The following is a 24,833-nucleotide window of genomic DNA, read 5'->3' as shown; positions in this document are numbered from 1 at the left end:
ACCACCACGGCCGCGGATGTCGTGGGTCAGCCACCGCCGACCCCCGCCGTGGTGGGTGAGGCACCGCCGGGGCGCGGCGACGCCCTCGCCTAGGCTGGCGGGATGCCTGACGTCCACGCCGCCCGACGCGCGCGACTCGCCGCGATCCTGACCGAGCGGGAGGTCGACGCGGCGCTGGTCACGACGCTCGTCAACGTCCGCTACCTGACGGGGTTCACCGGCTCCAACGCGGCGCTGCTGGTCGGCGCCGACGGCACGCCGCTGCTCGCGACCGACGGCCGGTACGCCGACCAGAGCCTGGCCGAGGCGCCCGACGTCGAGCGCGTGGTCGACCGCGCGACGCTCGCCCGGCTGGTCGAGTCGCTGCCCGCCGGCACCGGGTCGGTCGCGCTCGAGACCCACACCCTCAGCGTCGACGCGCACGCGTCGCTCGTCGACCTGCTCGAGGCGAGGGGAGCGACGCCGGCCCGCCTGGAGCAGGCGGTCGAGGAGCTGCGCGTCGTCAAGGACGACACCGAGGTGGATGCGCTGCGTCGCGCGTGCGCGATCTCCGTCGAGGCCCTCGCCGCGATCCACGCCGGGCCGCTGCTCGGGCGCACCGAGCGCGAGATCGCCCGCGACCTGGAGTGGCGGATGTACGGCCTCGGCGCCGAGGCGATCGCGTTCGACACCATCGTGGCCACCGGCCCGAACAGCGCGATCCCGCACCACCAGCCCACCGACCGCGAGGTCCGCTCGGGCGACCTGCTCAAGATCGACTTCGGCGCACGCGTCGACGGCTACCACGCCGACTGCACGCGCACCGTCGTCGTCGGGCGCGCGGCCGACTGGCAGCGCGAGGCCTACGACGCCGTCCGCGCCGCCCAGGCCACCGGGGTCGAGGCCATGGTCGCGGGGCGCCCGGTGGCCGAGTCCGACGCCGCCGCACGCGCCGTCCTGGACGACGCCGGCCTCTTGGAGGCGTTCACCACGGGCATCGGCCACGGGGTCGGCCTCGTCATCCACGAGGACCCGTTCATCGGGCCGAAGCACGACGGTAGACTCCTCGCTGGCACCACCGCCACCATGGAGCCCGGGGTCTACCTGACGGGACGTGGCGGGGTGCGGATCGAAGACACCCTCGTCGTGACGGCCGGACCACCGGACGTGCTGACCGCTGCGACCACCGACCTGCAGGAGCTTGGCTGATGGCCACGACGAACGACCTCAAGAACGGCATGGTGCTGAACCTCGACGGCCAGCTGTGGACCGTCCAGTGGTTCCAGCACCACAAGCCCGGCAAGGGCGGGGCCGTCGTGCGCACCAAGATCAAGAACGTCGCGTCCGGCAAGACGGTCGACCGCACGTTCAACGCCGACGTCAAGGTCGAGATCGCCAGCGTCGACAAGCGCGACATGCAGTTCCTGTACCACGACGGCGAGGCGTACGTCTTCATGGACAGCCAGACCTACGACCAGCTGCCGATCTCGGAGTCGGTCGTCGGCGACGCGTCGGGCTTCCTGCTCGACAACCAGGAGGCGATGGTCGCCGTCCACGAGGGCACCCCGCTGTACATCGAGCTCCCGGCCTCGGTCGAGCTGACGATCCAGTACACCGAGCCGGGCCTGCAGGGCGACCGCTCCAGCGGCGGCACCAAGCCCGCCACGCTCGAGACGGGCCGCGAGATCCAGGTGCCGCTGTTCATCGTCACCGGCGAGAAGGTCAAGGTCGACACCCGCGACGGCAGCTACCTCGGACGCGTCAGCTCCTGATGGCCGCTCGCACCAAGGCCCGCAAGCGCGCGCTCGACGTCCTGTTCGAGAGCGAGCTGCAGGGCGTCGGCGTCGGGGCGACCCTCGCCGAGCGGGTGGCCGCCGCCGACCCGCCCGTCAACCCGTACACGATCACCCTCGTCGAGGGGGTCCAGGAGCACGCCCAGCAGATCGACGAGCTGCTGCGCGAGCACGCCCACGGGTGGAGCCTGGAGCGCATGCCCGGGGTCGATCGCAACCTGCTGCGCCTCGGTGTGTTCGAGGTGCTCTGGGCCGACGACGTGCCCGATGCCGTCGCCGCCAGCGAGGCCGCGGCGCTCGCCCGCGACCTGTCCACCGACGAGTCCGCCGGCTTCGTCTCCGGGCTCCTGTCGCGGCTGATCGAGGTCAAGCCCACCCTGTCGCGATGAGGTAACGATCGCGTGTCCCGGGCGGGACATGCGACCATCGCGCACCTTTCTCGGTAAGTTGCCACCCGTGCCATGACCTACGGGGGCACACCAGCAGCGCATCTCCACCCGGCACGGCCCCCGGCTCTCACCCAAGAATGGGGAGTCCATGGGCTTCTTCCAGTTCGTCCAAGACCGTGCGCCGGTCCTTCTCGGTGACGCCTGGCAGCACTTCAGCCTCGTCGTCCAGTCTCTCGTGCTCGCCACCGTCCTCGGCCTCGCGATCGCGGTCCTCGTGTACCGCAGCCCGGTCGGGGCCGGCGTGGCCAACGCGTTCAGCGCGATCGGCCTGACCATCCCGTCCTACGCGCTCCTCGGCGTCATGGTCGGCCTGATCACCCTGGGCGTGACGCCCTCGGTGATCGCGCTCGTGTTCTACGGCTCGCTGCCGATCCTGCGCAACGCGATCGTGGGCCTGCGAGGTGTCGACCAGACGCTCATCGAGTCGGCCCGCGGCATGGGCATGAACCGGGTCACCACCCTGTTCCGCCTGGAGCTCCCGCTCGCGTGGCCCGTCATCATGACCGGCATCCGCGTCTCCGGCCAGATGCTGATGGGCATCGCCGCCATCGCGGCCTACGTCCTCGGCCCCGGCCTCGGCGGCTACATCTTCTCCGGCATCTCGCGCCTCGGCGGTGCGAACGCCACCAACTCGATCATCGCCGGGACGGTCGGGATCCTCATCCTCGCCGTCATCCTCGACGCCCTCCTCGGTGTCGTCTCCCGTCTCACCACCTCGAGGGGTATCCGTGTCTGAGTCCACCGTCACGCCGTCCACGCCCGCCACGACCTCGGCGACCCACGGCGAGCGCATCCTGCTCGAGGGCGTCACCAAGCGCTACGGCAGCGGCGGCACCGCCGCCGTCGACAACATCACCCTCGAGATCCCCGCAGGCGAGATCGTCATGCTGGTCGGACCCTCGGGGTGCGGCAAGACCACCACGATGAAGATGATCAATCGCCTGATCGAGCCCACCAGCGGCCGGATCCTGATCGGTGACGAGGACGTCACCCACAAGGACCCCGACGAGCTGCGGCGTCGCATCGGCTACGTCATCCAGGGCGCCGGCCTGTTCCCGCACTACACCGTCGGCGACAACATCGCCCTCGTGCCCAAGCTGCTGGGCTGGGACAAGGCGCGGATCAAGGCCCGGGTCGACGAGCTGCTCGACCTGGTCGGCCTCGAGCCCGACACCTACCGCGACCGCTACCCGCGCCAGCTCTCCGGTGGCCAGCAGCAGCGCATCGGCGTCGCCCGCGCGCTCGCCGCCGACCCGCCGGTGCTGCTCATGGACGAGCCCTTCGGCGCGGTCGACCCGATCACCCGCCAGCGGCTCCAGGACGAGCTGCTGCGCCTGCAGGAGGAGCTGAAGAAGACCATCGTCTTCGTCACCCACGACTTCGACGAGGCGGTCAAGCTCGGCGACCGGATCGCGATCCTGCAGGTCGGCTCCGAGATCGTCCAGTACGACACGCCCGAGGCGATCCTGGCCAACCCGGCCAACGACTTCGTGGAGGGCTTCGTCGGCCACGGCGCCGCGCTCAAGCAGCTGACGCTGACGCGCGTCCGCGACGTCGACCTGCACGAGGCGGCCGTCACCACGATCGGCGGCGACGAGAAGGCGGCCGCCGCCCGCGCCCGCGAGCTCGGTCGCGAGTGGGTCATCGTGCTCGACGACCAGGAGCGCCCGCAGCGCTGGGTGGACGTCCGCGACCTCGAGAGCAAGCCCGGGTTCCTGCGCGACGTGTCGCGCAACATGGACCTCGAGGTCGTCAACGTCGCCTCGACGCTGCAGGACGCGCTCGACGAGATGCTCACCTCCAGCCACGGCGTCGTCGTGGTGACCGGGCGCCGCAACAAGTACGAGGGCGTCGTCCGCGTCGAGACCATCATGGAGGCGATGCAGAACATCCAGAGCGCGGCCCACCGCGCCGAGACCGTGACGCCGCTCGCCGGGAACGCCTCGTGAGCACCACGACGACCCTGGACATGGAGGCGGGGGAGAAGCTCTCGACCCAGACCACGGTCTCGACCGACCGTCCCAGCCTCGTCCGCTGGGTCGTCCAGCCGGTCCTCTGCGTGCTCGCCGTGGTGCTGTCGCTGGTGTACGTCAACACCGCCGACATCACCGACACCGAGCGCAGGTCGCTCGCGATCGACATCATCCTGGCCCGGCTGCGCGAGCACATGTCGCTCAGCCTGGTGGCGACCCTGATCACCGTCGTCGTCGCCGTGCCGCTGGGCATCGCGCTCACCCGCGGCCCGCTCCGCCGGTTCGCGCGTCCGATCACCGTCGTCGCGGGCTTCGGCCAGGCGGCCCCGGCGATCGGCCTGATCGCCCTCGCAGCAGCCTCGCCACTCGGCCTGGGCTACTGGGGCGCGGTCGTGGCTCTCGTCGTCTACGGCGCGCTGCCGATCGTGGCCAACACCGTGGCCGGCCTGGACGGCGTCGACGAGCGGCTCATCGAGGCCTCACGGGGCATGGGCATGTCCGGCTTCGCGACCCTCGTCAAGGTGGAGCTGCCGCTCGCCCTCGCGGTGATCGTGGCCGGCATCCGCACGGCGCTGGTGCTGATCGTCGGCACGGCGACGCTGGCCGCCTTCACCGGCGCCGGCGGTCTCGGCGACTTCATCACCACCGGCATCAAGCTGCAGCAGAACGTCACCTTGGTCGTCGGTGCGATCCTGGTGGCATCCCTGGCCCTGTTCATCGACTGGCTGGCCCGTCTCGCCGAGATGGTCGCCGCGCCGAAGGGACTCTCATGAGGCTCACCACCCCCGCCAAGAAGCTCCTGGTCACGCTCGTCGGCCTGTCGGCGTGCGCGCTGCTGGCGTCGGGCTGCGGCCTGCGCTCGGCCAGCGGTGCGGTCCTGACCGCGCAGCCGGGATCGGTCAAGGCCTACCCCGAGCTCGAGGGCAAGCCGCTCACGGTCGCCGCGAAGGACTTCACCGAGCAGCTCGTGCTCGGCAACATGATGTCCACGGTGCTCTCGACCGCCGGGTTCGACGTCACCAACCTGACCAACACGCCCGGCAGCTTCGGCGTCCGTCAGGCGGTGCTCAAGGGCGACGTCGACATCTCGCCCGAGTACACCGGCACCGGCTGGATCAACTACCTCGGCAACGAGAAGCCGGTCAAGGGCGAGGAGGCGCAGTACCAGGCGGTGCTCGACGCCGACAAGAAGAACGGCCTGACCTGGCTGCCGCCCGCACCGATGAACAACACGTACGCCTTCGCCATCCGCGAGGCCAAGGCCGAGGAGCTGGGCATCACCAAGCTGTCCCAGCTCAAGGACCTGCCCAAGGAGGAGCTGACGTTCTGCGTGGAGTCCGAGTTCGCCAAGCGCAACGACGGGTTCCAGCCGATGCTCAAGGCCTACGGGCTCAGCGACTCGACCATCGCCGGCTCGACCAACCTCGACACCGGCGTCATCTACACCGCCACCGCCGACGGCAAGCCGTGCAACTTCGGTGAGGTGTTCACCACCGACGGCCGCATCCCCGGCCTGAAGCTGCGGGTGCTCGAGGACGACAAGCAGTTCTTCCCGCTGTACAACCTCACCGAGGTCGTGCGCACGGACGTGCTGGAGGAGTACCCCGAGATCGAGGAGATCTTCTCCGAGATCAACCCCAAGCTCACCAACGAGGTGATGCTCGACCTGAACGCCAAGGTCGACGTCGAGGGTCAGGACCCGGCCATCGTGGCCAAGGACTGGCTCGTCTCGGAGGGCTTCGTCAAGGAGTAGCGCGCGAAAGCGTCTCGGTACCAGACGGCACCCGTCCACCACCTGGTGGGCGGGTGCCGTCGTCGTCGCGGGTGGGATAGCGTGGGACCCGCACACAGACATCCTTTAACCACCGTCCCGTGAGGCGGAGAAGGAGGTCAGCCGGTGGCTCCCGAGCCTGCCCCTGACGCGCGCGCCGTCGCCGACGACGCCGACATCTCCCGGGCGTTGACCCGGATCACCCACGAGATCCTCGAGCGCAACCGCGGGTCCGACGACCTCGTGCTGCTGGGGATCCCCACCCGAGGCGTGCCGCTCGCGCACCGCATCGCCGCCCGCATGGCCGAGGTCGAGGGGCGCCCGATCGCCGCCGGCGCGCTCGACGTCACGATGTACCGCGACGACCTGCGCCTGCACCCCGCCCGCGCGCTCGAGCACACCGAGCTGCCCGGCGACGTCGACGGCAAGCGGGTCGTGCTGGTCGACGACGTGCTCTTCTCCGGACGGACGATCCGGGCCGCCTTGGACGCCCTGGGCGACCTCGGCCGCCCCAGCGTCGTCCAGCTGGCCGTCCTGGTCGACCGCGGCCACCGCGAGCTGCCGATCCGGGCCGACTTCGTGGGCAAGAACCTGCCCACCTCGTTGGCCGAGAAGGTCCAGGTGCGCGTGGCCGAGATCGACGGCGTCGACGAGGTCCGCATCACGGGGGGAGCGGCATGATCCGGCACCTGCTGTCCGCGGCCGACCTGACCCGCGACGACGCGCTGCTCGTCCTCGACACCGCCGAGGAGCTGCTGGGGGTCGCGAGCCGCCCGATCAAGAAGCTCCCCACGCTGCGCGGACGCACGGTCGTCAACCTGTTCTTCGAGGACTCGACGCGGACGCGCATCTCGTTCGAGGCCGCCGCCAAGCGGCTGTCGGCCGACGTCATCAACTTCTCGGCCAAGGGGTCGAGCGTGTCCAAGGGCGAGAGCCTGAAGGACACCGCGCTCACCCTGCAGGCGATGGGCGCCGACGCCGTCGTCATCCGGCACGGCAGCTCGGGCGCACCCCACCGGCTGGCCGACGCGGGCTGGATCGACAGCGCCATCGTCAACGCCGGCGACGGCACCCACGAGCACCCGACGCAGGCGCTGCTCGACGCGTTCACGATGCGCCGCCACCTGGGCGACCTCGCCGGCAAGCGCATCACCATCGTCGGCGACGTGCTGCACAGCCGCGTCGCCCGCTCCAACGCGCTGCTGCTTCACACGCTGGGCGCCGACGTCACGCTCGTCGCGCCGCCCACGCTGCTTCCGCGCGGCATCGAGCAGTGGCCGGTGCGCACGTCGTACGAGCTCGACACGGCGCTCGAGGGCGCCGACGCGGTGATGATGCTGCGCGTGCAGAACGAGCGGATGAACGCCGCCTACTTCCCGAGCGCGCGGGAGTACAGCCGCCGCTACGGCCTGGACGACCGGCGGACGCGGATGCTGCCCGACCACGCCATCGTCATGCACCCCGGCCCGATGAACCGCGGCATGGAGATCACCGCCACCGTGGCCGACTCCGCGAGGTCGGTGATCGTCGAGCAGGTCACCAACGGCGTCGCCGTGCGGATGGCCGTCCTGTACCTGCTGCTCGGCGGCGCGCCCGCCGGCGACACCCGAGGCAACGAGGAGACCCAGGCATGACCCGCTACCTGGTGCGCGGAGCGCGCCTGCTGGGCGAGGACGTCGTCGACGTCCTCGTCGCCGACGGCCTGGTGGCCGAGGTCGGCACCGACCTGGCGGCCGGACCCGACGACCACGTGGTCGAAGCAGCCGGCCTGGTGCTGCTGCCGGGCCTGGTCGACCTGCACACCCACCTGCGCGAGCCCGGGCGCGAGGACGCCGAGACCGTCCGCACCGGCACCCGCGCCGCCGCCGCCGGCGGCTTCACCTGCGTCCACGCGATGGCCAACACCGACCCGGTCGCCGACACCGCCGGCGTCGTCGAGCAGGTCTGGCGGCTCGGTCGCGAGCACGGCTGGTGCGACGTGCAGCCCGTCGGCGCCGTCACCATCGGCCTCGGCGGCGAGCGGCTGGCCGAGCTCGGCGCGATGGCCGAGTCGGCCGCAGGCGTCCGCGTCTTCTCCGACGACGGCAAGTGCGTGCACGACGCGGTGCTGATGCGCCGGGCGCTCGAGTACGTCAAGGCCTTCGACGGCGTCGTCGCGCAGCACGCGCAGGAGCCCCGCCTGACCGAGAACGCGCAGATGAACGAGGGCGAGCTGTCCGGCGTCCTCGGGCTCACCGGCTGGCCGGCCGTGGCCGAGGAGGCGATCGTCGCCCGCGACGCCCTGCTCGCCGCCCACGTCGGGTCGCGCCTGCACGTGTGCCACCTGTCCACGCGCGGCTCGGTCGAGATCGTCCGCTGGGCCAAGAGCAAGGGCTGGGACGTCACCGCCGAGGTGACGCCGCACCACCTGCTGCTCACCGACGAGCTGGTGCGCACCTACGACCCGATCTACAAGGTCAACCCGCCGCTGCGCACCGCCGACGACGTCGAGGCCGTCCGCGAGGGCCTGGCCGACGGCACGATCGACTGCGTCGCCACCGACCACGCCCCGCACCCCGGCGAGGACAAGGAGTGCGAGTGGTCGGCGGCCGCCTTCGGCATGCTCGGCCTCGAGACCGCCCTGTCGGTCGTGCAGCAGACGATGGTCGACACCGGACGCCTCACCTGGGCGCAGGTCGCCGACCGGATGTCGGCCGCACCGGCCCACATCGGACGCGTGAGCGGCCACGGCCGCCCGATCGCGGTCGGCGAGCCGGCCAACCTCGTGCTCGTCGACCCCGCCGCCAGCCGCACCGTCCGTCCCGACGAGACGGTGTCGCTGTCGCGCAACACCCCCTACGCCGGGCTCGAGCTGCCCGGCTCGGTGGTCGCCACGTTCCTGCGCGGCCGCCCCACGGTGCTCGACGGCACCCCGGTCGAGACGGAGGTCTCCGCATGAGCACCACCCCCGCGGTGCTCGTCCTCGAGGACGGGCGCACGTTCCACGGCGAGGCGTTCGGCGCCGTCGGCGAGACCGTCGGCGAGGCCGTCTTCTCCACCGGCATGACCGGCTACCAGGAGACGCTCACCGACCCGTCCTACCAGCGCCAGGTGGTCGTGATGACCGCCCCGCACGTCGGCAACACCGGCGTCAACGACGAGGACCCGGAGTCGCGACGCATCTGGGTCGCCGGGTACGTCGTGCGCGACCCGTCCCGCATCACCAGCAGCTGGCGCTCGCGCCGCAGCCTCGACGACGAGCTCGCCGCGCAGGGCGTGGTCGGCATCAGCGGCGTCGACACCCGCGCGCTCACCCGCCACCTGCGCGAGCGCGGGTCGATGCGGGTCGGCATCAGCTCGTCGTCCACCGACGTCGACGCGCTGCTGGCCACCGTCCGCTCGGCGCCGCAGATGGCCGGCGCCGACCTCGCGTCCGAGGTCACCGTCGACGAGGCGTACGTCGTGCCCGCGGTGGGGGAGAAGCGGTTCACCGTGGCCGCCGTCGACCTCGGCATCAAGGCCAACACCCCGCGGATGCTCGCCGAGCGCGGCATCGAGACGCACGTGCTACCCGCGACGTCGACGATCGCCGACGTCGAGGCCACCGGCGCCGACGGCGTCTTCTTCTCCAACGGCCCCGGCGACCCGGCGGCCACCACCGACGCCGTCGCGCTGCTGCAGGAGGTGCTGCGGCGCCGCCTGCCGTTCTTCGGCATCTGCTTCGGCAACCAGATGTTCGGCCGCGCGCTCGGCTTCGACACCTACAAGCTCAAGTACGGGCACCGCGGCATCAACCAGCCCGTGATGGACCTGACGACCGGCAAGGTCGAGGTCACCGCGCACAACCACGGCTTCGCCGTCGACGCGCCCACCGACGCGCCCGTCCGCACCGAGTTCGGCACCGCGCGCGTCACCCACGTGTGCCTGAACGACGACGTCGTCGAGGGCCTCGCGCTCGTCGACGCGCCCGCGTTCAGCGTGCAGTACCACCCCGAGGCGGCGGCCGGTCCGCACGACTCGGCCTACCTGTTCGACCGGTTCGTGCGCCTCCTCGAGGGCCGCAACGACTACGCCGACACCACCGCTGACACCGCGAAGGAGCGTGCCTGATGCCGCTGCGCACCGACATCTCCTCGGTCCTGGTCATCGGGTCCGGCCCGATCGTCATCGGCCAGGCCTGCGAGTTCGACTACTCCGGCACCCAGGCGTGCCGGGTGCTGCGCCAGGAGGGCCTGCGGGTCGTCCTGGTGAACTCCAACCCGGCCACGATCATGACCGACCCCGAGTTCGCCGACGCCACCTACGTCGAGCCGATCACCCCCGAGTTCGTCGAGAAGGTGATCGCCAAGGAGCGCCCCGACGCGCTGCTGGCCACGCTCGGCGGCCAGACCGCCCTGAACTGCGCGATGGACCTCGACGCCGCCGGCGTGCTGAAGAAGTACGACGTCGAGCTGATCGGCGCGTCCATCGAGGCGATCGACAAGGGCGAGAACCGCGAGTCGTTCAAGAAGGTCGTCGCCACGCTGCCCGACGAGCTCGGCGCCGAGACCGCCCGCTCGCTGATCTGCCACACGATGGACGACTGCCTGGCGGCCACCGAGGAACTCGGCTACCCCGTGGTGGTCCGGCCCTCGTTCACGATGGGCGGCGTCGGCTCGGGCCTGGCGTACGACGAGACGGACCTGCGCCGCATCGCCGGCGCCGGCCTGTCGGCCAGCCCCACCACCGAGGTGCTCCTCGAGGAGTCGATCCTCGGCTGGAAGGAGTACGAGCTGGAGGTGATGCGCGACAAGGCCGACAACGTCGTGATCGTCTGCTCGATCGAGAACCTCGACCCCATGGGCGTGCACACCGGCGACTCGATCACCGTCGCGCCCGCCATGACGCTCACCGACCGCGAGTACCAGCGGCTGCGCGACGTCGCGATCGGCGTCATCCGCGAGGTCGGCGTCGACACCGGCGGCTGCAACATCCAGTTCGCGATCGACCCGGTGACGGGCCGCCTGGTCGTCATCGAGATGAACCCCCGGGTGTCGCGGTCGTCGGCGCTCGCCTCGAAGGCCACCGGCTTCCCGATCGCCAAGATCGCGGCCAAGGTCGCCGTGGGCTACACGCTCGACGAGATCCCCAACGACATCACGCGCGAGACCCCGGCCAGCTTCGAGCCGACGCTCGACTACGTCGTCGTCAAGGCGCCGCGGTTCGCGTTCGAGAAGTTCCCCTCGGCCGACCCGCGCCTGACCACCCACATGAAGTCCGTCGGCGAGGCGATGGCCATCGGCCGCAGCTTCACCGAGGCGCTCGGCAAGGCGCTGCGCTCGCTGGAGCGCCCCGAGGCCGCGTTCAGCTGGGCCGAGCCGCCGCCGGAGAGCAAGCAGGCGCTGCTCGAGCGCGCCTCGGTGCCCCACGACGGACGGCTGCGCGTGGTGCTCGACGCGATCCGCGCCGGCGCCACCGTCGACGAGGTGCACGCCGCGACGGGCATCGACCCGTGGTTCGTCGACCAGCTGCTGCTCATGCACGAGGTGGCGCTCGAGGTGCGCGACGCCGACGAGCTGTCGCCGGCCGTGCTGCGCCGCGCCAAGCGTCACGGGCTGTCCGACCTGCAGGTCGGCGAGCTGCGCGACCTGCGCGAGGACGTCGTCCGCGGCGTCCGTCACGCCCTCGGCATCCGCCCGGTCTACAAGACCGTCGACACCTGCGCCGCCGAGTTCGCCGCAGCGACGCCGTACCACTACTCGTCCTACGACGAGGAGACCGAGGTCGCGCCCCGCACCAAGCCCGCGGTGCTGATCCTCGGCAGCGGGCCCAACCGCATCGGCCAGGGCATCGAGTTCGACTACTCGTGCGTCCACGCCTGCCTGGCGCTGTCCGAGGCCGGCTACGAGACGGTGATGGTCAACTGCAACCCCGAGACCGTCTCCACCGACTACGACACCTCCGACCGGCTGTACTTCGAGCCGCTGACGCTCGAGGACGTGCTCGAGGTCGTCGCCGCCGAGCAGGCCGCCGGGCCCGTCGCGGGCGTCGTGGTCCAGCTGGGCGGCCAGACGCCGCTCGGGCTGGCCGCCGCGCTGGCGGCCGAGGGCGTGCCCATCGTCGGCACCCAGCCCGAGGCGATCGACCTCGCCGAGGACCGCGGTCTGTTCGGGCGCGTGCTCGCCGACGCGGGCCTGCCCGCGCCCAAGCACGGCATGGCCACCTCCTTCGACGAGGCCAAGGCCATCGCCGACGAGATCGCCTACCCGGTGCTCGTGCGCCCGTCGTACGTGCTCGGCGGCCGCGGCATGGAGATCGTCTACGACGAGGAGTCGATGGCCGACTACATCGGTCGCTCCACGCAGATCTCGCCCGAGCACCCGGTGCTCGTCGACCGGTTCCTCGACGACGCGATCGAGATCGACGTCGACGCCCTCTTCGACGGCGAGGAGCTCTACCTCGGCGGCGTGATGGAGCACATCGAGGAGGCCGGCATCCACTCCGGCGACTCCTCGTGCGCGCTGCCTCCCATCACGCTGGGCCGTGAGGAGATCGGGCGGATCCGCGAGTCCACCGAGGCGATCGCCCGCGGCGTGGGCGTCCGCGGCCTGATCAACATCCAGTTCGCGCTGGCCTCCGACGTCCTCTACGTGATCGAGGCCAACCCGCGCGCGTCGCGCACCGTCCCGTTCGTCTCCAAGGCCACCGGGGTGCCGCTGGCCAAGGCGGCGGCGCGGGTCATGCTCGGCGAGTCCGTGCGGAGCCTGCGCCGCGAGGAGGTGCTGCCCACCGTCGGCGACGGCGGCGACCTGCCCGCCGACGGGCCCATCGCCGTCAAGGAGGCGGTGATGCCCTTCAACCGGTTCCGCACCGTCGAGGGCACCACCGTCGACACCGTGCTCGGCCCCGAGATGCGCTCCACCGGCGAGGTGATGGGCATCGACGCGCTGTTCGGCACCGCGTTCGCCAAGGCGCAGGCCGGCGCGCAGGACGGGCTGCCCACCTCGGGCAAGGTCTTCGTGTCGGTGGCCAACCGCGACAAGCGGCACATGATCTTCCCGGTCAAGCGCCTGGCCGACCTCGGCTTCGAGATCCTGGCCACCAGCGGCACCGCCGCGGTGCTGGCGCGCAACGGCGTCCGCTCCACGGTGATCCGCAAGCTCACCGAGGACGCCGCGTCCGGCGCCGAGCACCCGAGCACCATCGTCGACAAGATCTTCGACGGCGAGATCGGCCTGATCATCAACACCCCGCACGGCGTCAGCTCGGGCGGCAACCCGCGGCTCGACGGCTACGAGATCCGCAGCGCCGCCGTCCGCGAGAACGTCCCGTGCATCACGACGGTGCAGGGCCTCGCGGCGGCCGTCCAGGGCATCGAGGCGCTGCTGACCGGCGAGGTGGGCGTGCGCTCCCTGCAGGACTGGGCCGTCACCCTGCGCCGCTGAACCGACGAGAGGAGCCGCGCATGAGCGAGGCAGCAGCACCCGAGGCGCCGTGGTGGACCCGTGCCGTGGTCTACCAGATCTGGCCGCGCTCGTTCAGCGACTCCGACGGCGACGGCGTCGGCGACCTCCGCGGGGTCGTCGACCGGCTCGACCACCTGGCGCTGCTCGGCGTCGACGTGATCTGGCTGTCGCCGATCTACCGCTCGCCCCAGGACGACGCCGGGTACGACATCAGCGACTACCAGGACGTCGACCCCGTCTTCGGCACGCTGGACGACCTCGACCACCTGCTCGCCGAGGTGCACGCGCGCGGCATGCGGCTGGTGATGGACCTGGTGGTCAACCACACCTCCGACGAGCACGCCTGGTTCGCCGAGTCGCGCTCGTCCGTCGCCTCACCCAGGCGCGACTGGTACTGGTGGCGCGACCCACGGCCCGGCCACGTCGGGGGAGAGCCCGGCGCGGAGCCGACCAACTGGGGCTCGGCGTTCTCGGGGCCGGCCTGGACGTGGGACGAGGCCACCGGCCAGTACTACCTGCACCTGTTCAGCCGCAAGCAGCCAGACCTGAACTGGGAGAACCCCGAGGTCCGCGAGGCCGTGTACTCGATGATGCGGTGGTGGCTCGACCGCGGCGTCGACGGCTTCCGGATGGACGTCATCAACTTCATCTCCAAGACCCTGCCGCTCACGGACGCGCCCGTGCCCGACGGAGCCACCCTCGGCGACGCGTTCGACGCCGTGGCCAGCGGACCCCGCATCCACGAGCTCCTCGCGGAGATGCGCCGGGAGGTCTTCGACGGCCGCGACGGCGCGTTCCTCACCGTCGGCGAGATGCCCGGCGTCACCCCCGAGGACGCCGTGCTGTTCACCGACCCCGAGCGGCGCGAGGTCGACATGGTGTTCCAGTTCGAGCACGTCGGTCTCGACCACGGGCCCGGCGGCAAGTGGGACCCGGTGCCGCTGCCCCCCACCGCGCTGCGCGACTCGCTGTCGCGCTGGCAGCTCGCGCTGGCCGACCGCGGCTGGAACAGCCTGTACTGGGACAACCACGACCAGCCCCGCGCCGTGTCGCGGTTCGGCGACGACGGCGAGCACCGCGTCGTCTCGGCCAAGTCGCTCGCCACCCTGCTGCACCTGCACCGCGGCACCCCGTACGTCTACCAGGGCGAGGAGCTGGGCATGGCCAACGCGCCGCTGGCCGAGGCGTCCGAGCTGCGCGACATCGAGTCGATCAACCACCTGCGCGAGCAGGTCGCGGCCGGACGCGACGAGGCCGACGTGCTCGCGTCCATCCGTCCGATGGCCCGCGACAACGCCCGCACCCCCGTGCAGTGGGACGGCTCGCTGCACGCGGGCTTCACCGCCGGCGAGCCGTGGGCGCCGGTCAACCCCGACGCCGCGGTGGTCAACGCCGCCGCCGAGCACGACGACCCCGACTCGGTGTTCCACCACTACCGCCGGCTGGTCGCGCTCCGCCACGACGACCCGGTGGTCGCCCTGGGCGACTTCGCGCTCGTCGGCGCGGACGACCGGGTCTACGCGTTCACCCGCACGCTGGGCGACTCCCTGCTGCTGGTCGTCGTCAACCTCTCGGGCGACGAGGTGCCCGCGCCGCCCGGCGCCGGCCTGTGGCACGACGCCGAGCTGGTCATCGGCGTGCGTCCGGACGGCGCCGACCCGGTGGTCGGGCGGACCCTCGCCCCGTGGGAGTCACAGGTCTGGCGACGGGAGGTGGCGCGATGAGCGCGGTCTCGTTCGGCGCCCGGCTGCACGAGGTCGCGGCCCGTCTCGGCCCGCTGTGCGTGGGCATCGACCCGCACCCGTCCCTGCTCGAGCGGTGGGGCCTGGCGGACGACGTCCGCGGGCTCGAGTCGTTCGCCCTCGGCGCGGTCGACGCGCTGGCCGGCACCGTGGGCGTGCTCAAGCCGCAGTCGGCCTTCTTCGAGCGTCACGGGTCGGCCGGCGTGGCCGTCCTGGAGCGCACGATCGCGGCCGCGCGCGACGCGGGCGCGCTGGTGCTGCTCGACGTCAAGCGCGGTGACATCGGCTCGACGGCCCAGGCCTACGCCGACGCCTACCTCGACCCCGCGTCGCCGCTGTGCGCCGACGCCGTCACGGTCTCCCCGTTCCTGGGCTTCGGCTCGGTGCAGCCGTTCCTGGCGACCGCCGAGCGCCACGGGGGAGGCGTCCTCGTCCTGGCCCTCACCTCCAACCCCGAGGGCCCCGAGGTGCAGCACGCGCGCGTCGAGGACGGCCGCACGGTGGCGGGCGTCGTCGTCGACCACGTGCGCGCCGCCAACGCCGGCGCCGACCCGCTCGGCTCGGTCGGCCTGGTCGTGGGCGCGACGGTGGGCAGCACGGGGGAGGACCTGTCGGTGAACGGGCCGATCCTGGTGCCCGGGCTCGGCGCCCAGGGCGGCACCGCCGCCGACCTCGAGCGCATCTTCGACGGCGTCGACGCGCTCGTGGTGCCCACGACGTCGCGGGCGGTGCTCGAGGCCGGGCCGGACCCGGTCGCCCTCCGCGACGCGGCCGCGCGTGCCCTGGACTGACGGCGTGCGGCCCGTGCGAGGATGTCGCCCGCGTCCGCGGTCCCGCGGCGCCAGGACAGGAGCACCCGTGCGTCGTTCCCTCGGGGCGGTGGTCGCGACGACCGCGGCCGCAGCCGTGCTCACCGCGTGCGGCGGCGACAGCCCCTACTGCGCCACCATCCGCGACACCGAGGGCCAGCTGCGGGCCATCGGCAACGCCGCGACCGACGCCGACCTCGCGACGGCCGCCGGTGCCGCCCAGCGGATCGCCGACGTGGCGCCCGAGCCCGTGGACGCCGACTGGCGTGGCATCGCGTCCGCGCTCACGTCGTTCGCCGAGACGCTCAAGACCGTCGGCATCACCTACCAGGACCTGCTCGCCCAGCAGAACCTGCAGGACCTCACCGACGACGACCGCGCCAAGCTCACGACCTCGCTGGAACAGCTGCGCCAGGCCAACAGCAGCACGGTGACGACCCGGATCAACGACCAGGTACAGGACGAGTGCGACATCGTCATCCGCCCCTCCTGACCTGGGCTGTGACGGTCGACGCCGCCTTGCAGCGGTGCGCCGCACGCGGCTAGGTTCGTATCCCACGCGGCGCTCGGCGCGCCCGCACGACCCCACGAGGTGAACGACCGTTGGCTCTTCCGCCGCTGACGCCCGAGCAACGCCAGGCAGCGCTCGAGAAGGCAGCTGCGGCACGCCGCGAGCGGGCCGAGATCAAGAACCGGCTCAAGCACGCCGGAGGCTCGTTGTCCGACGTGCTCCGCGAGGGCAAGACCAACGACGTCGTCGCGAAGATGCGCGTGATCGACCTCCTGCAGGCCCTGCCCGGGCTGGGCAAGGTCCGCGCCGAGCAGGTCATGGAGCGTCTCGAGATCGCGCGCAGCCGCCGGGTCGGTGGTCTGGGCGCCAAGCAGGTCGAGAAGCTGGAGCGTGAGTTCGCTCCCCGTGGCTGACGCACAGCGCTCCCGCCTGGTGGTCCTCGCCGGCCCCACCGCGGTGGGCAAGGGCACCGTCGCGGCCTGGGTCCGCGAGCACCACCCCGAGGTCTGGATCTCGGTCTCGGCGACCACCCGTCCGCCGCGCCCCGGCGAGCAGGACGGCGTCCACTACCACTTCGTCAGCGAGGCGGCCTTCGACCAGATGGTGGCCGAGGACGACCTGCTCGAGTGGGCCGTCGTCCACGGGCGGCACCGGTACGGCACGCCGCGCGGCCCCGTCGACGCCGTGCTCGCGGCCGGCCGACCGGCCCTGCTCGAGATCGACCTCCAGGGCGCCCGCCAGGTGCGCGAGGCCATGCCGGAGGCGCTGTTCTGCTTCCTGGCACCGCCCAGCTGGGACGAGCTGACCCGCCGACTGGTCGGTCGGGGCACCGAGGACGACGAGGAGCGCGAGCGTCGCCTGGCGACCGCGAGGCTCGAGCTGGCGGCCGAGGCGGAGTTCGACGTGACGGTCGTGAACACGCAGGTCCCGGTCGCGGCCGCGCAGTTGCTAGACTTGTTCGGCTAGCCCCTTTTCTCAACAGACTTTGCGAGGTCACACGCGTGTCCGGTACCCGCCCCGCCCCCGAGGGCATCACCAACCCGCCGATCGACGACCTTCTGTCCAAGACCGACTCCAAGTACAAGCTGGTCCTCTACAGCGCCAAGCGCGCTCGTCAGATCAACGCGTACTACTCCCAGCTCGGAGAGGGCCTGCTCGAGTACGTGGGCCCGCTCCTCGACACGCACGTCCAGGAGAAGCCGCTGTCGATCGCACTGCGCGAGATCGACTCCGACCTCCTCACCTGTGAGGACGTCGACCCCGAGGACGCCACCCCGTCGGCCACCTGAGTCGCCGCAGCAGGAGCTGACTGTCTCGTGAGCACCGTCGTCCTGGGCGTCGGTGGCGGCATCGCGGCCTACAAGTCCGCCGAGCTGCTCCGCCTGTTCACCGAGTCGGGGCACGACGTCCGCGTCGTGCCCACGGCGGCGTCCCTGGAGTTCGTCGGCGCCGCCACCTGGGAGGCGCTGTCGGGCCAGAAGGTCGCGACCGGCGTGTTCAGCGACGTCCACGAGGTGCCCCACGTCCGGATCGGGCAGAGCGCCGACCTGGTCGTGGTGGCGCCCGCCACCGCCGACCTGCTGGCGCGTGCCGCCCACGGGCTGGCCGACGACCTGCTGACCAGCACCCTGCTCACCGCGCGGTGCCCGGTGGTGCTCGTCCCGGCGATGCACACCGAGATGTGGGAGCACGCCGCCACCCGCGCCAACGTGGCGCTGCTGCGCGAGCGCGGCGTCACGGTCGTCGAGCCCGACGTCGGCCGCCTCACCGGCGCCGACTCCGGCAAGGGTCGTCTGCCCGCCCCCGAGCGGGTGTTCGCGCTGGCGTCCGACCTGCTCGCCCGCGGCACGGTCGCGCCCGACCTGGTCGGCGTGCGGGTGCTGGTCAGCTGCGGCGGCACCCGCGAGCACCTCGACCCCGTCCGCTACCTGGGCAACCGGTCGTCCGGACGCCAGGGCGTCGCGCTGGCCGAGGCGGCCGTCGCCCGCGGCGCGTCGGTTCACCTGGTGGCAGCGCACGTGTCCGTGCCGCTGCCCGCCGGCGTCGACGTCACCCGCGTCGAGAGCACCCGCGACCTGCACGAGGCGATGCTGCGCCTGGCACCCGAGGCCGACGCCGTCGTGATGGCCGCCGCGCCGGCCGACTTCCGCCCGGCGTCGCAGGTGCCGACCAAGATCAAGAAGGAGCCGGGTGGCGCGCCCCCGGTCGTCGAGCTCGTGGAGAACCCCGACGTGCTCGCCGCCCTGGTGCAGGCCCGCGTCGACCGTCGCGCCTCCGAGCCCGACGCGGGTCCGGTCCTGGTGGGCTTCGCCGCCGAGACCGGCGACGCCAGGGGCAGCGTGCTCGAGCACGCGCGACGCAAGCTCGAGCGCAAGGGCTGCGACCTGCTCGTGCTCAACGACGTCGGCGAGGGCCGCGCGTTCGACCGCCCCGACAACGAGGCGACCATCCTCGCCCCCGACGGCTCGGCCACGCCGGTGCCGCACGGGTCCAAGCTGTCGGTCGCCCACGCCGTGTGGGACCAGGTGGCCCGACGGCTGGGACGCGTCGGGGACTGACGGCGCCTCACGCTAGGCTGGCCTGCGGCCGTCGCCGTCCTCGGCGCGTCCGCGTCCCGATCACCAGCTGCCTCAACCGTCACAGGAGCCACCCGTGGGCCGTCGTCTCTTCACCTCCGAGTCCGTCACCGAGGGACACCCCGACAAGATCGCCGACCAGATCAGCGACAGCATCCTCGACGAGCTGCTGCGCCAGGACCCGACCAGCCGCGTCGCGGTCGAGACCCTGCTGACGACCGGTCTCGTCGTCGTCGGCGGCGAGGTCACGACCCAGGGCTACGCCAACATCTCCGACATCGTGCGCGAGCGGATCCTGGCGATCGGCTACGACTCCTCCACCAAGGGCTTCGACGGCGCGTCGTGCGGCGTCAGCGTCGCGATCGGCGCCCAGTCGCCCGACATCGCGCAGGGCGTCGACACCGCGCACGAGAGCCGCACCGAGGGCGCCACCGACGCGCTCGACTCCCAGGGCGCCGGTGACCAGGGCCTGATGTTCGGCTTCGCGGTCGACGAGACCCCCGAGCTGATGCCGCTGCCCATCGTCATCGCGCAGCGCCTGGCCCAGCGCCTGTCGCAGGTGCGCAAGGACGGCACGCTGGCCTACCTGCGTCCGGACGGCAAGACCCAGGTCACCGTCGAGTACGGCGACGACGGCCGGCCCACGCGCATCGACACCATCGTCGTGTCGAGCCAGCACGCCACCGACATCGACCTCGACAACATGCTCACCCCCGACATCAAGAAGCACGTCGTGGACGAGGTGCTCCAGGGCTTCGACGTCGACCACAGCGACTACCGCCTGCTGGTCAACCCCACCGGCCGCTTCGAGATCGGCGGCCCCATGGGCGACGCCGGCCTCACCGGCCGCAAGATCATCGTCGACACCTACGGCGGCTACGCCCGTCACGGCGGCGGCGCGTTCTCCGGCAAGGACCCGAGCAAGGTCGACCGCTCGGCCGCCTACGCGATGCGCTGGGTCGCCAAGAACGTCGTCGCGTCCGGCCTGGCCACCAAGGCCGAGGTCCAGGTGGCCTACGCCATCGGCAAGGCGCAGCCCGTCGGCCTGTACGTCGACACGTTCGGCACCAACACGGTCCCGGTCGAGGACATCGAGCGCGCCGTCGACGAGGTCTTCGACCTGCGTCCCGCCGCGATCATCCGCGACCTCGACCTGCTGCGCCCGATCTACGCGCAGACCGCCGCGTACGGCCACTTCGGCCGCGAGCTCCCCGACTTCACCTGGGAGCGCACCGACCGCGCCGACGCGCTGCGCGCCGCTGCGGGTCTCTGACGCCTGCTCCACCCGGCCGGCACCGCACGTCGGTGCCGGCTGGTAGGTGTCGGTCATGAGCACGAGCGACGTCCCCGAGCAGCTCGCGCTGCTGCGCACCCGGGTGCGGCCCACCAAGGCCGCGGTGACGGGCACCGCCGCGCACCTGCCCGTCGCCCGCGTCGCCGTCGACGTGCCGCTCGCGCACCTCGACCGCCCGTTCGACTACCTCGTCCCCGAGGCGATGGACGAGGCGGCGCAGCCGGGGTGCCGGGTCACCGTCCGCTTCGCCGGACGCCAGGTCGCGGGGCTGGTGCTCGAGCGCGTCGACGCCTCGGCCCACGAGGGCCGTCTGGGCTCGCTCGCCCGCGCCGTCTCGCCCGAGGTGGTGCTGCGTCCCGACGTGGCGCGTCTGGTGCGGCAGGTGGCCGACCGCTACGCCGGCACGTTCAGCGACGTCGTCCGGCTCGCCGTCCCGCCCCGGCACGCCCGCGTCGAGGCGCGCGAGCCCAAGCCGTCCGCGGCCGGGCCGCTGCCCGAGGTGCCGGTGTCGTTCGCCGAGCCCGAGGGCCGGCGGTGGGCCGCGTCGCTCGCGGCGGGCGAGCCCGTCCGGGCGGTGTGGAGCGCGCCGCCCACGGCCGACGTCCCGCGCACGCTGGCGGCGTCGGTGCTGGCCGTCCTGCGCCAGGGCAGGGGAGCGGTGGTGGTCGTTCCCGACACCCACGACGTCGCGCGCCTCGACGCCGCGTTCACCGACGTGCTGGGCCCCGGGCACCACGTGGTCCTCACCGCCGACCTCGGCCCGTCGGCTCGCTACGCGGCCTTCCTGAAGCTGTCCCGCGGCCAGGTGCGGGCCGTCGTCGGCACGCGCGCCGCCGCGTTCGCGCCCGTCCACGACCTCGGCCTGGTGGCGATCTGGGACGACGGCGACGACCTCCACGCCGAGCCGCGGGCGCCCTACCCGCACGCCCGTGAGGTGCTGCTCACGCGCGCCGCCGACGCCGGGTGCGCGGCGCTGCTCGCCGCGCACGCGCGCACCTGCGAGGCCCAGCACCTCGTCGACACGGGGTGGGCCGGCTCGATCGAGCTCGACCCCGCGGCGCGCCGCACCGCGTGGGCCCGCGGCCAGGTGGGCGGCTCCGACGACCGCGCGATGGCCCGCGACGCCGCGGCGCAGGCCGCCCGGCTGCCCGTCGACGCGCTGCAGGTGGTGCGGGCGGGGCTCCGGCAGGGGCCGGTGCTCGTCCAGGTGCCGCGTGCCGGGTACCGCACGGCGCTCGCCTGCCAGCGCTGCCACGAGCCCGCGCGGTGCCAGCGGTGCCACGGCCCGCTCGCGCAGCCCGGCCACGACGCCGACCCGGTCTGCCGCTGGTGCGGCACCGTCGCCGAGCACTGGCGCTGCGCCGAGTGCGGCGGTGGGCAGCTGCGGGCACCGGTCGTCGGTCGCGGGCGCACCGCCGAGGAGCTCGGACGCGCGTTCCCGTCCGTCCCGGTGGTGGGCGCGTCCGGCGAGACGCGCGAGGCACGCGTCGACGGCACGCCGCGTCTGGTGGTCGCCACGCCGGGGGCCGAGCCGCACGCCGAGGGCGGGTACGCCGCGGCGCTGCTGATGGACACCTGGCTGCTCCTGGCCCGGGCCGACCTGCGCACCGCCGAGGAGTCCGTCCGCCGGTGGCTCAACGCCGCGGCCCTCGTCCGACCGGCGGGCGACGGCGGACGCGTCGTGCTCGTCGGCGACCCCGCCAACCCCGCCCTGCAGGCGGTGGTGCGGGCCGACCCGGTCGGCTTCGCCCGCCGCGAGCTGGCCGACCGCCGGCTGGCGCACTTCCCGCCCGCCGTCCGCCTCGCCAGCATCGAGGCCCCCGCCGACCAGCTCGAGCCCTTGCTGGAGCGCGAGTGGCCGCAGCCCTGCGAGCTGCTCGGCCCCGTCGCCCTTCCCGAGCAGCGCGGCGAGGACGCCGGCGCGCGTCTCGTCGTCCGGGTGCCCCGCCACCGTGGTGGCGCCCTCGTCGACGCCCTGCGCGAGCTGCAGGCCGCCCGCAGCCTCCGCAAGGAGCCCACCCTCCGCATCCGCCTCGACCCGGTCTCCCTCCCCTTCTGACCCCCCCCACGCCGCGATCCGGCGGTTCTGCTGGTGCCGTCCGTCGCTTCGGCCGGAGCGGTCCGGCAGATCCGCCGGTCTGACGGTGGCCTGCTCCCGCCGAACTGACGGACGACGCCAGTGCAACCGCCGGACGGCACCAGCAGAACCGCCGGATCGCGGGAGCTCTAGGGTGGGAGGAATGAGACTGGTCTTCGCGGGGACGCCCGACGTCGCGCTGCCGGCCCTGCGGCGGCTGGCCGCGAGCGCGCACGAGGTGGTCGCGGTCGTCACGCGCCCCGACGCCCGCACCGGGCGGGGACGTCGCGTGGAGGAGTCGCCCGTGGCGCTCGCCGCCCACGAGCTCGGCATCGACGTGCTCAAGCCCGCCCACCCGCGCGACCCCGAGTTCGTCCGACAGCTCACCGACCTGCGCCCCGACTGCTGCCCCGTCGTCGCCTACGGCGCCCTGGTGCCGCAGCACGTCCTCGACGTGCCTACGCACGGCTGGGTGAACCTGCACTTCTCGGTGCTGCCCGCCTGGCGCGGCGCCGCCCCGGTCCAGCGGGCCGTGATGGCCGGCGACGAGGTCACCGGAGCCACCGTCTTCCGGCTCGTGCAGGAGATGGACGCCGGCCCGGTGCTCGGCGTCGTCACCGAGCGCGTGCGCGAGCGCGACACGTCCGGCGACCTGCTCGAGCGCCTGGCCGACCACGGCTCGGGCCTGCTGCTCGACGCCCTCGACCACCTCGAGGCGGGCGACCTGGACGCGCGTGAGCAGCCCGTCGACGGCGTGAGCCTCGCGCCCAAGCTCACCGCCGACGACGCCCGCGTCGACTGGACGCACCCCGTGGTCGCCGTCGACCGGCGTGTGCGCGGCTGCACGGCCGCGCCCGGCGCGTGGACGACGTTCGGCGGCGACCGGATCGGCCTCGGCCCCGTCGTCCCCGACCCCGACGGCCCCCCGCTCGCACCCGGTGAGGTCGCCGCCGCGCGCAAGACCGTCCACGTGGGTTGCGCCGACGGCAGCGTCCGCCTCGGTGACGTGCGCCCGCCGGGCAAGAAGCACATGCCCGCCGCCGACTGGGCCCGCGGCCTGAGGCTCACCGGGGGCGAGCACCTTGGTTGACGCCGCCCGCGGCGTCGCGTTCGAGGTCCTGCGGGCCATCGACGACCAGGACGCCTACGTCAACCTGCTGCTGCCCCGCCTGCTCCGCGAGCACCGCCTCGACCCGCGCGACGCGGCCTTCGCCACCGAGCTCGCGCACGGCACCGTCCGTCGTCTCGGCACGTACGACGCGATCCTCGACCGCACCGCCAAGCAGGGTGTGGCCAGGCTCGACCCGCCCGTCCGCGACGTCCTGCGGCTCGGCGTGCACCAGCTGCTCTCGATGCGGGTGCCCAGCCACGCCGCGGTGTCGACGAGCGTGGACCTCGTGCGGCGCGTCGTCGGCCACCGTCCGGCCTCGTTCGTCAACGCCGTGCTGCGCAAGGTTTCGCAGGCCGACCTCGAGGAGTGGACGCGTCGCGTGGCACCGTCGCGGACGACGGACGTCGTCGGCCACCTGTCGGTCGTGCACTCGCACCCGCGCTGGGTGGTCGAGGCGCTCCGCGACGCGCTCGGCGACACCAGCCAGGCCCTCGACGCGACGGCGCTGCTGCTCGCCGCCGACAACGACGCCCCGGGCGTCACGCTCGTCGCCCGCCCCGGCCTGTCCACGGTCGAGGAGCTGGGCGACGACGACAGCACCCCCGGCCGCTGGTCGCCCTACGCCGTGCACCTGGGCGGCGGGGACCCCGGCCGCTCGGCCGCCGTCCGCGAGCACCGCGCGGGCGTCCAGGACGAGGGCTCGCAGCTCGTCGCCCTCGCGCTCGCCGCGGCCCCGCTCGACGGTGACGACGCCGCCTGGCTCGACCTGTGCGCCGGACCCGGCGGCAAGGCCGCACTGCTCGCCGCGGTGGCGGGCGAGCGCGGCGCGCACCTGGTGGCCAACGAGGTGCTGGAGCACCGTGCCGCGCTGGTGCGGCAGTCGCTCGAGCTCGTGCCGACGGCGGTCGTCGAGGTGGGTGACGGACGCGAGGACGTCTCCGGCGGTCCGTTCGACCGGGTCCTGGTCGACGCCCCCTGCACCGGTCTGGGCGCGCTGCGTCGCCGTCCCGAGGCCCGCTGGCGCCGCACGCCCGACGACGTCCCCGCGCTGGTGGCCCTGCAGACCGCGCTGCTCGACAGCGCGTGGCGCCAGGTCCGTCCCGGCGGCGTCGTCGCCTACGCCACCTGCTCGCCGCACCGCGACGAGACGGTCGGGGTGGTCGAGGCCTTCGTCGCCGGCCGCGACGACGTCGAGGTGCTCGACGCGACCGCGGCGGTGCCGCAGGTGGGCGATCTCACCGGCCCGTACGTCCAGCTGTGGCCGCACGTGCACGGCACCGACGCCATGTTCCTGGCCCTGCTGCGCCGTCGATAGGGTCGCGCC

The 24,833-nt window shown here is 73.0% G+C and carries 23 protein-coding genes; all 23 read left to right on the top strand.

The window, feature by feature from the left end:
• Nucleotides 1-102 precede the first annotated feature (102 nt).
• The 23 genes from ACI6PP_RS03575 (at nt 103) to ACI6PP_RS03465 (ending at nt 24,824) form a co-directional block, all read left to right on the top strand.
• Nucleotides 103-1,188, top strand: a complete 1,086-nt coding sequence (locus ACI6PP_RS03575) for a M24 family metallopeptidase (protein WP_421109156.1) — start codon at nt 103-105, stop codon at nt 1,186-1,188.
• A complete protein-coding gene (efp, locus tag ACI6PP_RS03570) occupies nt 1,185-1,751 on the top strand; it encodes an elongation factor P (RefSeq protein WP_421109197.1) in 567 nt (188 codons plus the stop codon). The genes ACI6PP_RS03575 and efp overlap by 4 nt, the downstream gene beginning before the upstream one ends.
• A complete protein-coding gene (gene nusB, locus ACI6PP_RS03565) occupies nt 1,751-2,161 on the top strand; it encodes a transcription antitermination factor NusB (protein WP_421109154.1) in 411 nt (136 codons plus the stop codon). The genes efp and nusB overlap by 1 nt, the downstream gene beginning before the upstream one ends.
• 148 nt (nt 2,162-2,309) lie before the next feature.
• Nucleotides 2,310-2,957 (top strand): ABC transporter permease, encoded by a 648-nt coding sequence (locus ACI6PP_RS03560; RefSeq protein ID WP_421109152.1) that lies wholly within the window; start codon nt 2,310-2,312, stop codon nt 2,955-2,957.
• Nucleotides 2,950-4,170 (top strand): betaine/proline/choline family ABC transporter ATP-binding protein, encoded by a 1,221-nt coding sequence (locus ACI6PP_RS03555; protein WP_421109151.1) that lies wholly within the window; start codon nt 2,950-2,952, stop codon nt 4,168-4,170. Before ACI6PP_RS03560 ends, ACI6PP_RS03555 begins: the two co-directional genes overlap by 8 nt.
• Nucleotides 4,167-4,967, top strand: coding sequence for an ABC transporter permease (locus ACI6PP_RS03550; protein WP_421109149.1), 801 nt, complete (start codon nt 4,167-4,169; stop codon nt 4,965-4,967). Before ACI6PP_RS03555 ends, ACI6PP_RS03550 begins: the two co-directional genes overlap by 4 nt.
• Nucleotides 4,964-5,947, top strand: coding sequence for a glycine betaine ABC transporter substrate-binding protein (locus ACI6PP_RS03545; RefSeq protein ID WP_421109147.1), 984 nt, complete (start codon nt 4,964-4,966; stop codon nt 5,945-5,947). The genes ACI6PP_RS03550 and ACI6PP_RS03545 overlap by 4 nt, the downstream gene beginning before the upstream one ends.
• 144 nt (nt 5,948-6,091) lie before the next feature.
• Nucleotides 6,092-6,646, top strand: a complete 555-nt coding sequence (gene pyrR / locus ACI6PP_RS03540) for a bifunctional pyr operon transcriptional regulator/uracil phosphoribosyltransferase PyrR (RefSeq protein ID WP_421109145.1) — start codon at nt 6,092-6,094, stop codon at nt 6,644-6,646.
• Nucleotides 6,643-7,599 carry an aspartate carbamoyltransferase catalytic subunit gene (locus ACI6PP_RS03535; RefSeq protein WP_476712920.1) on the top strand — a complete coding sequence of 319 codons (957 nt, stop codon included), beginning with the start codon at nt 6,643-6,645 and terminating at the stop codon, nt 7,597-7,599. The genes pyrR and ACI6PP_RS03535 overlap by 4 nt, the downstream gene beginning before the upstream one ends.
• Entirely contained in the window at nt 7,596-8,903 is a 1,308-nt protein-coding gene (locus ACI6PP_RS03530; protein WP_421109143.1) for a dihydroorotase, read from the top strand. The genes ACI6PP_RS03535 and ACI6PP_RS03530 overlap by 4 nt, the downstream gene beginning before the upstream one ends.
• Complete coding sequence (gene carA, locus ACI6PP_RS03525; RefSeq protein ID WP_421109141.1) at nt 8,900-10,054, top strand: glutamine-hydrolyzing carbamoyl-phosphate synthase small subunit; 1,155 nt, start codon at nt 8,900-8,902, stop codon at nt 10,052-10,054. Before ACI6PP_RS03530 ends, carA begins: the two co-directional genes overlap by 4 nt.
• Nucleotides 10,054-13,368 carry a carbamoyl-phosphate synthase large subunit gene (gene carB, locus ACI6PP_RS03520; protein ID WP_421109139.1) on the top strand — a complete coding sequence of 1,105 codons (3,315 nt, stop codon included), beginning with the start codon at nt 10,054-10,056 and terminating at the stop codon, nt 13,366-13,368. The genes carA and carB overlap by 1 nt, the downstream gene beginning before the upstream one ends.
• A 20-nt stretch (nt 13,369-13,388) precedes the next feature.
• Complete coding sequence (locus tag ACI6PP_RS03515) at nt 13,389-15,113, top strand: alpha-glucosidase (protein WP_421109138.1); 1,725 nt, start codon at nt 13,389-13,391, stop codon at nt 15,111-15,113.
• On the top strand, nt 15,110-15,922 hold the full coding sequence (gene pyrF, locus ACI6PP_RS03510; RefSeq protein ID WP_421109136.1) for an orotidine-5'-phosphate decarboxylase: 813 nt from the start codon (nt 15,110-15,112) through the stop codon (nt 15,920-15,922). Before ACI6PP_RS03515 ends, pyrF begins: the two co-directional genes overlap by 4 nt.
• A gap of 67 nt (nt 15,923-15,989) precedes the next feature.
• Nucleotides 15,990-16,433, top strand: a complete 444-nt coding sequence (locus ACI6PP_RS03505; protein ID WP_421109134.1) for a hypothetical protein — start codon at nt 15,990-15,992, stop codon at nt 16,431-16,433.
• Nucleotides 16,434-16,543: 110 nt separating this feature from the next.
• Nucleotides 16,544-16,864: an integration host factor, actinobacterial type gene (gene mihF, locus ACI6PP_RS03500; protein WP_421109132.1), complete on the top strand. Its 321-nt coding sequence runs from the start codon at nt 16,544-16,546 to the stop codon at nt 16,862-16,864.
• Nucleotides 16,857-17,417, top strand: a complete 561-nt coding sequence (gene gmk / locus ACI6PP_RS03495) for a guanylate kinase (RefSeq protein ID WP_421109130.1) — start codon at nt 16,857-16,859, stop codon at nt 17,415-17,417. The genes mihF and gmk overlap by 8 nt, the downstream gene beginning before the upstream one ends.
• 35 nt (nt 17,418-17,452) lie before the next feature.
• Nucleotides 17,453-17,740 (top strand): DNA-directed RNA polymerase subunit omega, encoded by a 288-nt coding sequence (gene rpoZ, locus ACI6PP_RS03490; protein WP_421109128.1) that lies wholly within the window; start codon nt 17,453-17,455, stop codon nt 17,738-17,740.
• Nucleotides 17,741-17,767: 27 nt separating this feature from the next.
• On the top strand, nt 17,768-19,009 hold the full coding sequence (coaBC, locus tag ACI6PP_RS03485) for a bifunctional phosphopantothenoylcysteine decarboxylase/phosphopantothenate--cysteine ligase CoaBC (RefSeq protein ID WP_421109127.1): 1,242 nt from the start codon (nt 17,768-17,770) through the stop codon (nt 19,007-19,009).
• Nucleotides 19,010-19,103: 94 nt separating this feature from the next.
• Entirely contained in the window at nt 19,104-20,300 is a 1,197-nt protein-coding gene (gene metK, locus ACI6PP_RS03480) for a methionine adenosyltransferase (RefSeq protein WP_421109126.1), read from the top strand.
• Between the two features lie 55 nt (nt 20,301-20,355).
• On the top strand, nt 20,356-22,380 hold the full coding sequence (locus tag ACI6PP_RS03475; RefSeq protein ID WP_421109124.1) for a primosomal protein N': 2,025 nt from the start codon (nt 20,356-20,358) through the stop codon (nt 22,378-22,380).
• 181 nt (nt 22,381-22,561) lie between these two features.
• A complete protein-coding gene (gene fmt, locus ACI6PP_RS03470) occupies nt 22,562-23,488 on the top strand; it encodes a methionyl-tRNA formyltransferase (protein WP_421109122.1) in 927 nt (308 codons plus the stop codon).
• A complete protein-coding gene (locus tag ACI6PP_RS03465) occupies nt 23,481-24,824 on the top strand; it encodes an RsmB/NOP family class I SAM-dependent RNA methyltransferase (protein ID WP_421109120.1) in 1,344 nt (447 codons plus the stop codon). Before fmt ends, ACI6PP_RS03465 begins: the two co-directional genes overlap by 8 nt.
• Nucleotides 24,825-24,833: the final 9 nt, after the last annotated feature.

Origin of the sequence: Solicola agrisoli, assembly GCF_049059935.1 — a bacterium.
In the GTDB taxonomy this organism is placed as follows: domain Bacteria; phylum Actinomycetota; class Actinomycetes; order Propionibacteriales; family Nocardioidaceae; genus JAURVT01.
This window is presented reverse-complemented; position numbering and strand designations above follow the sequence as displayed.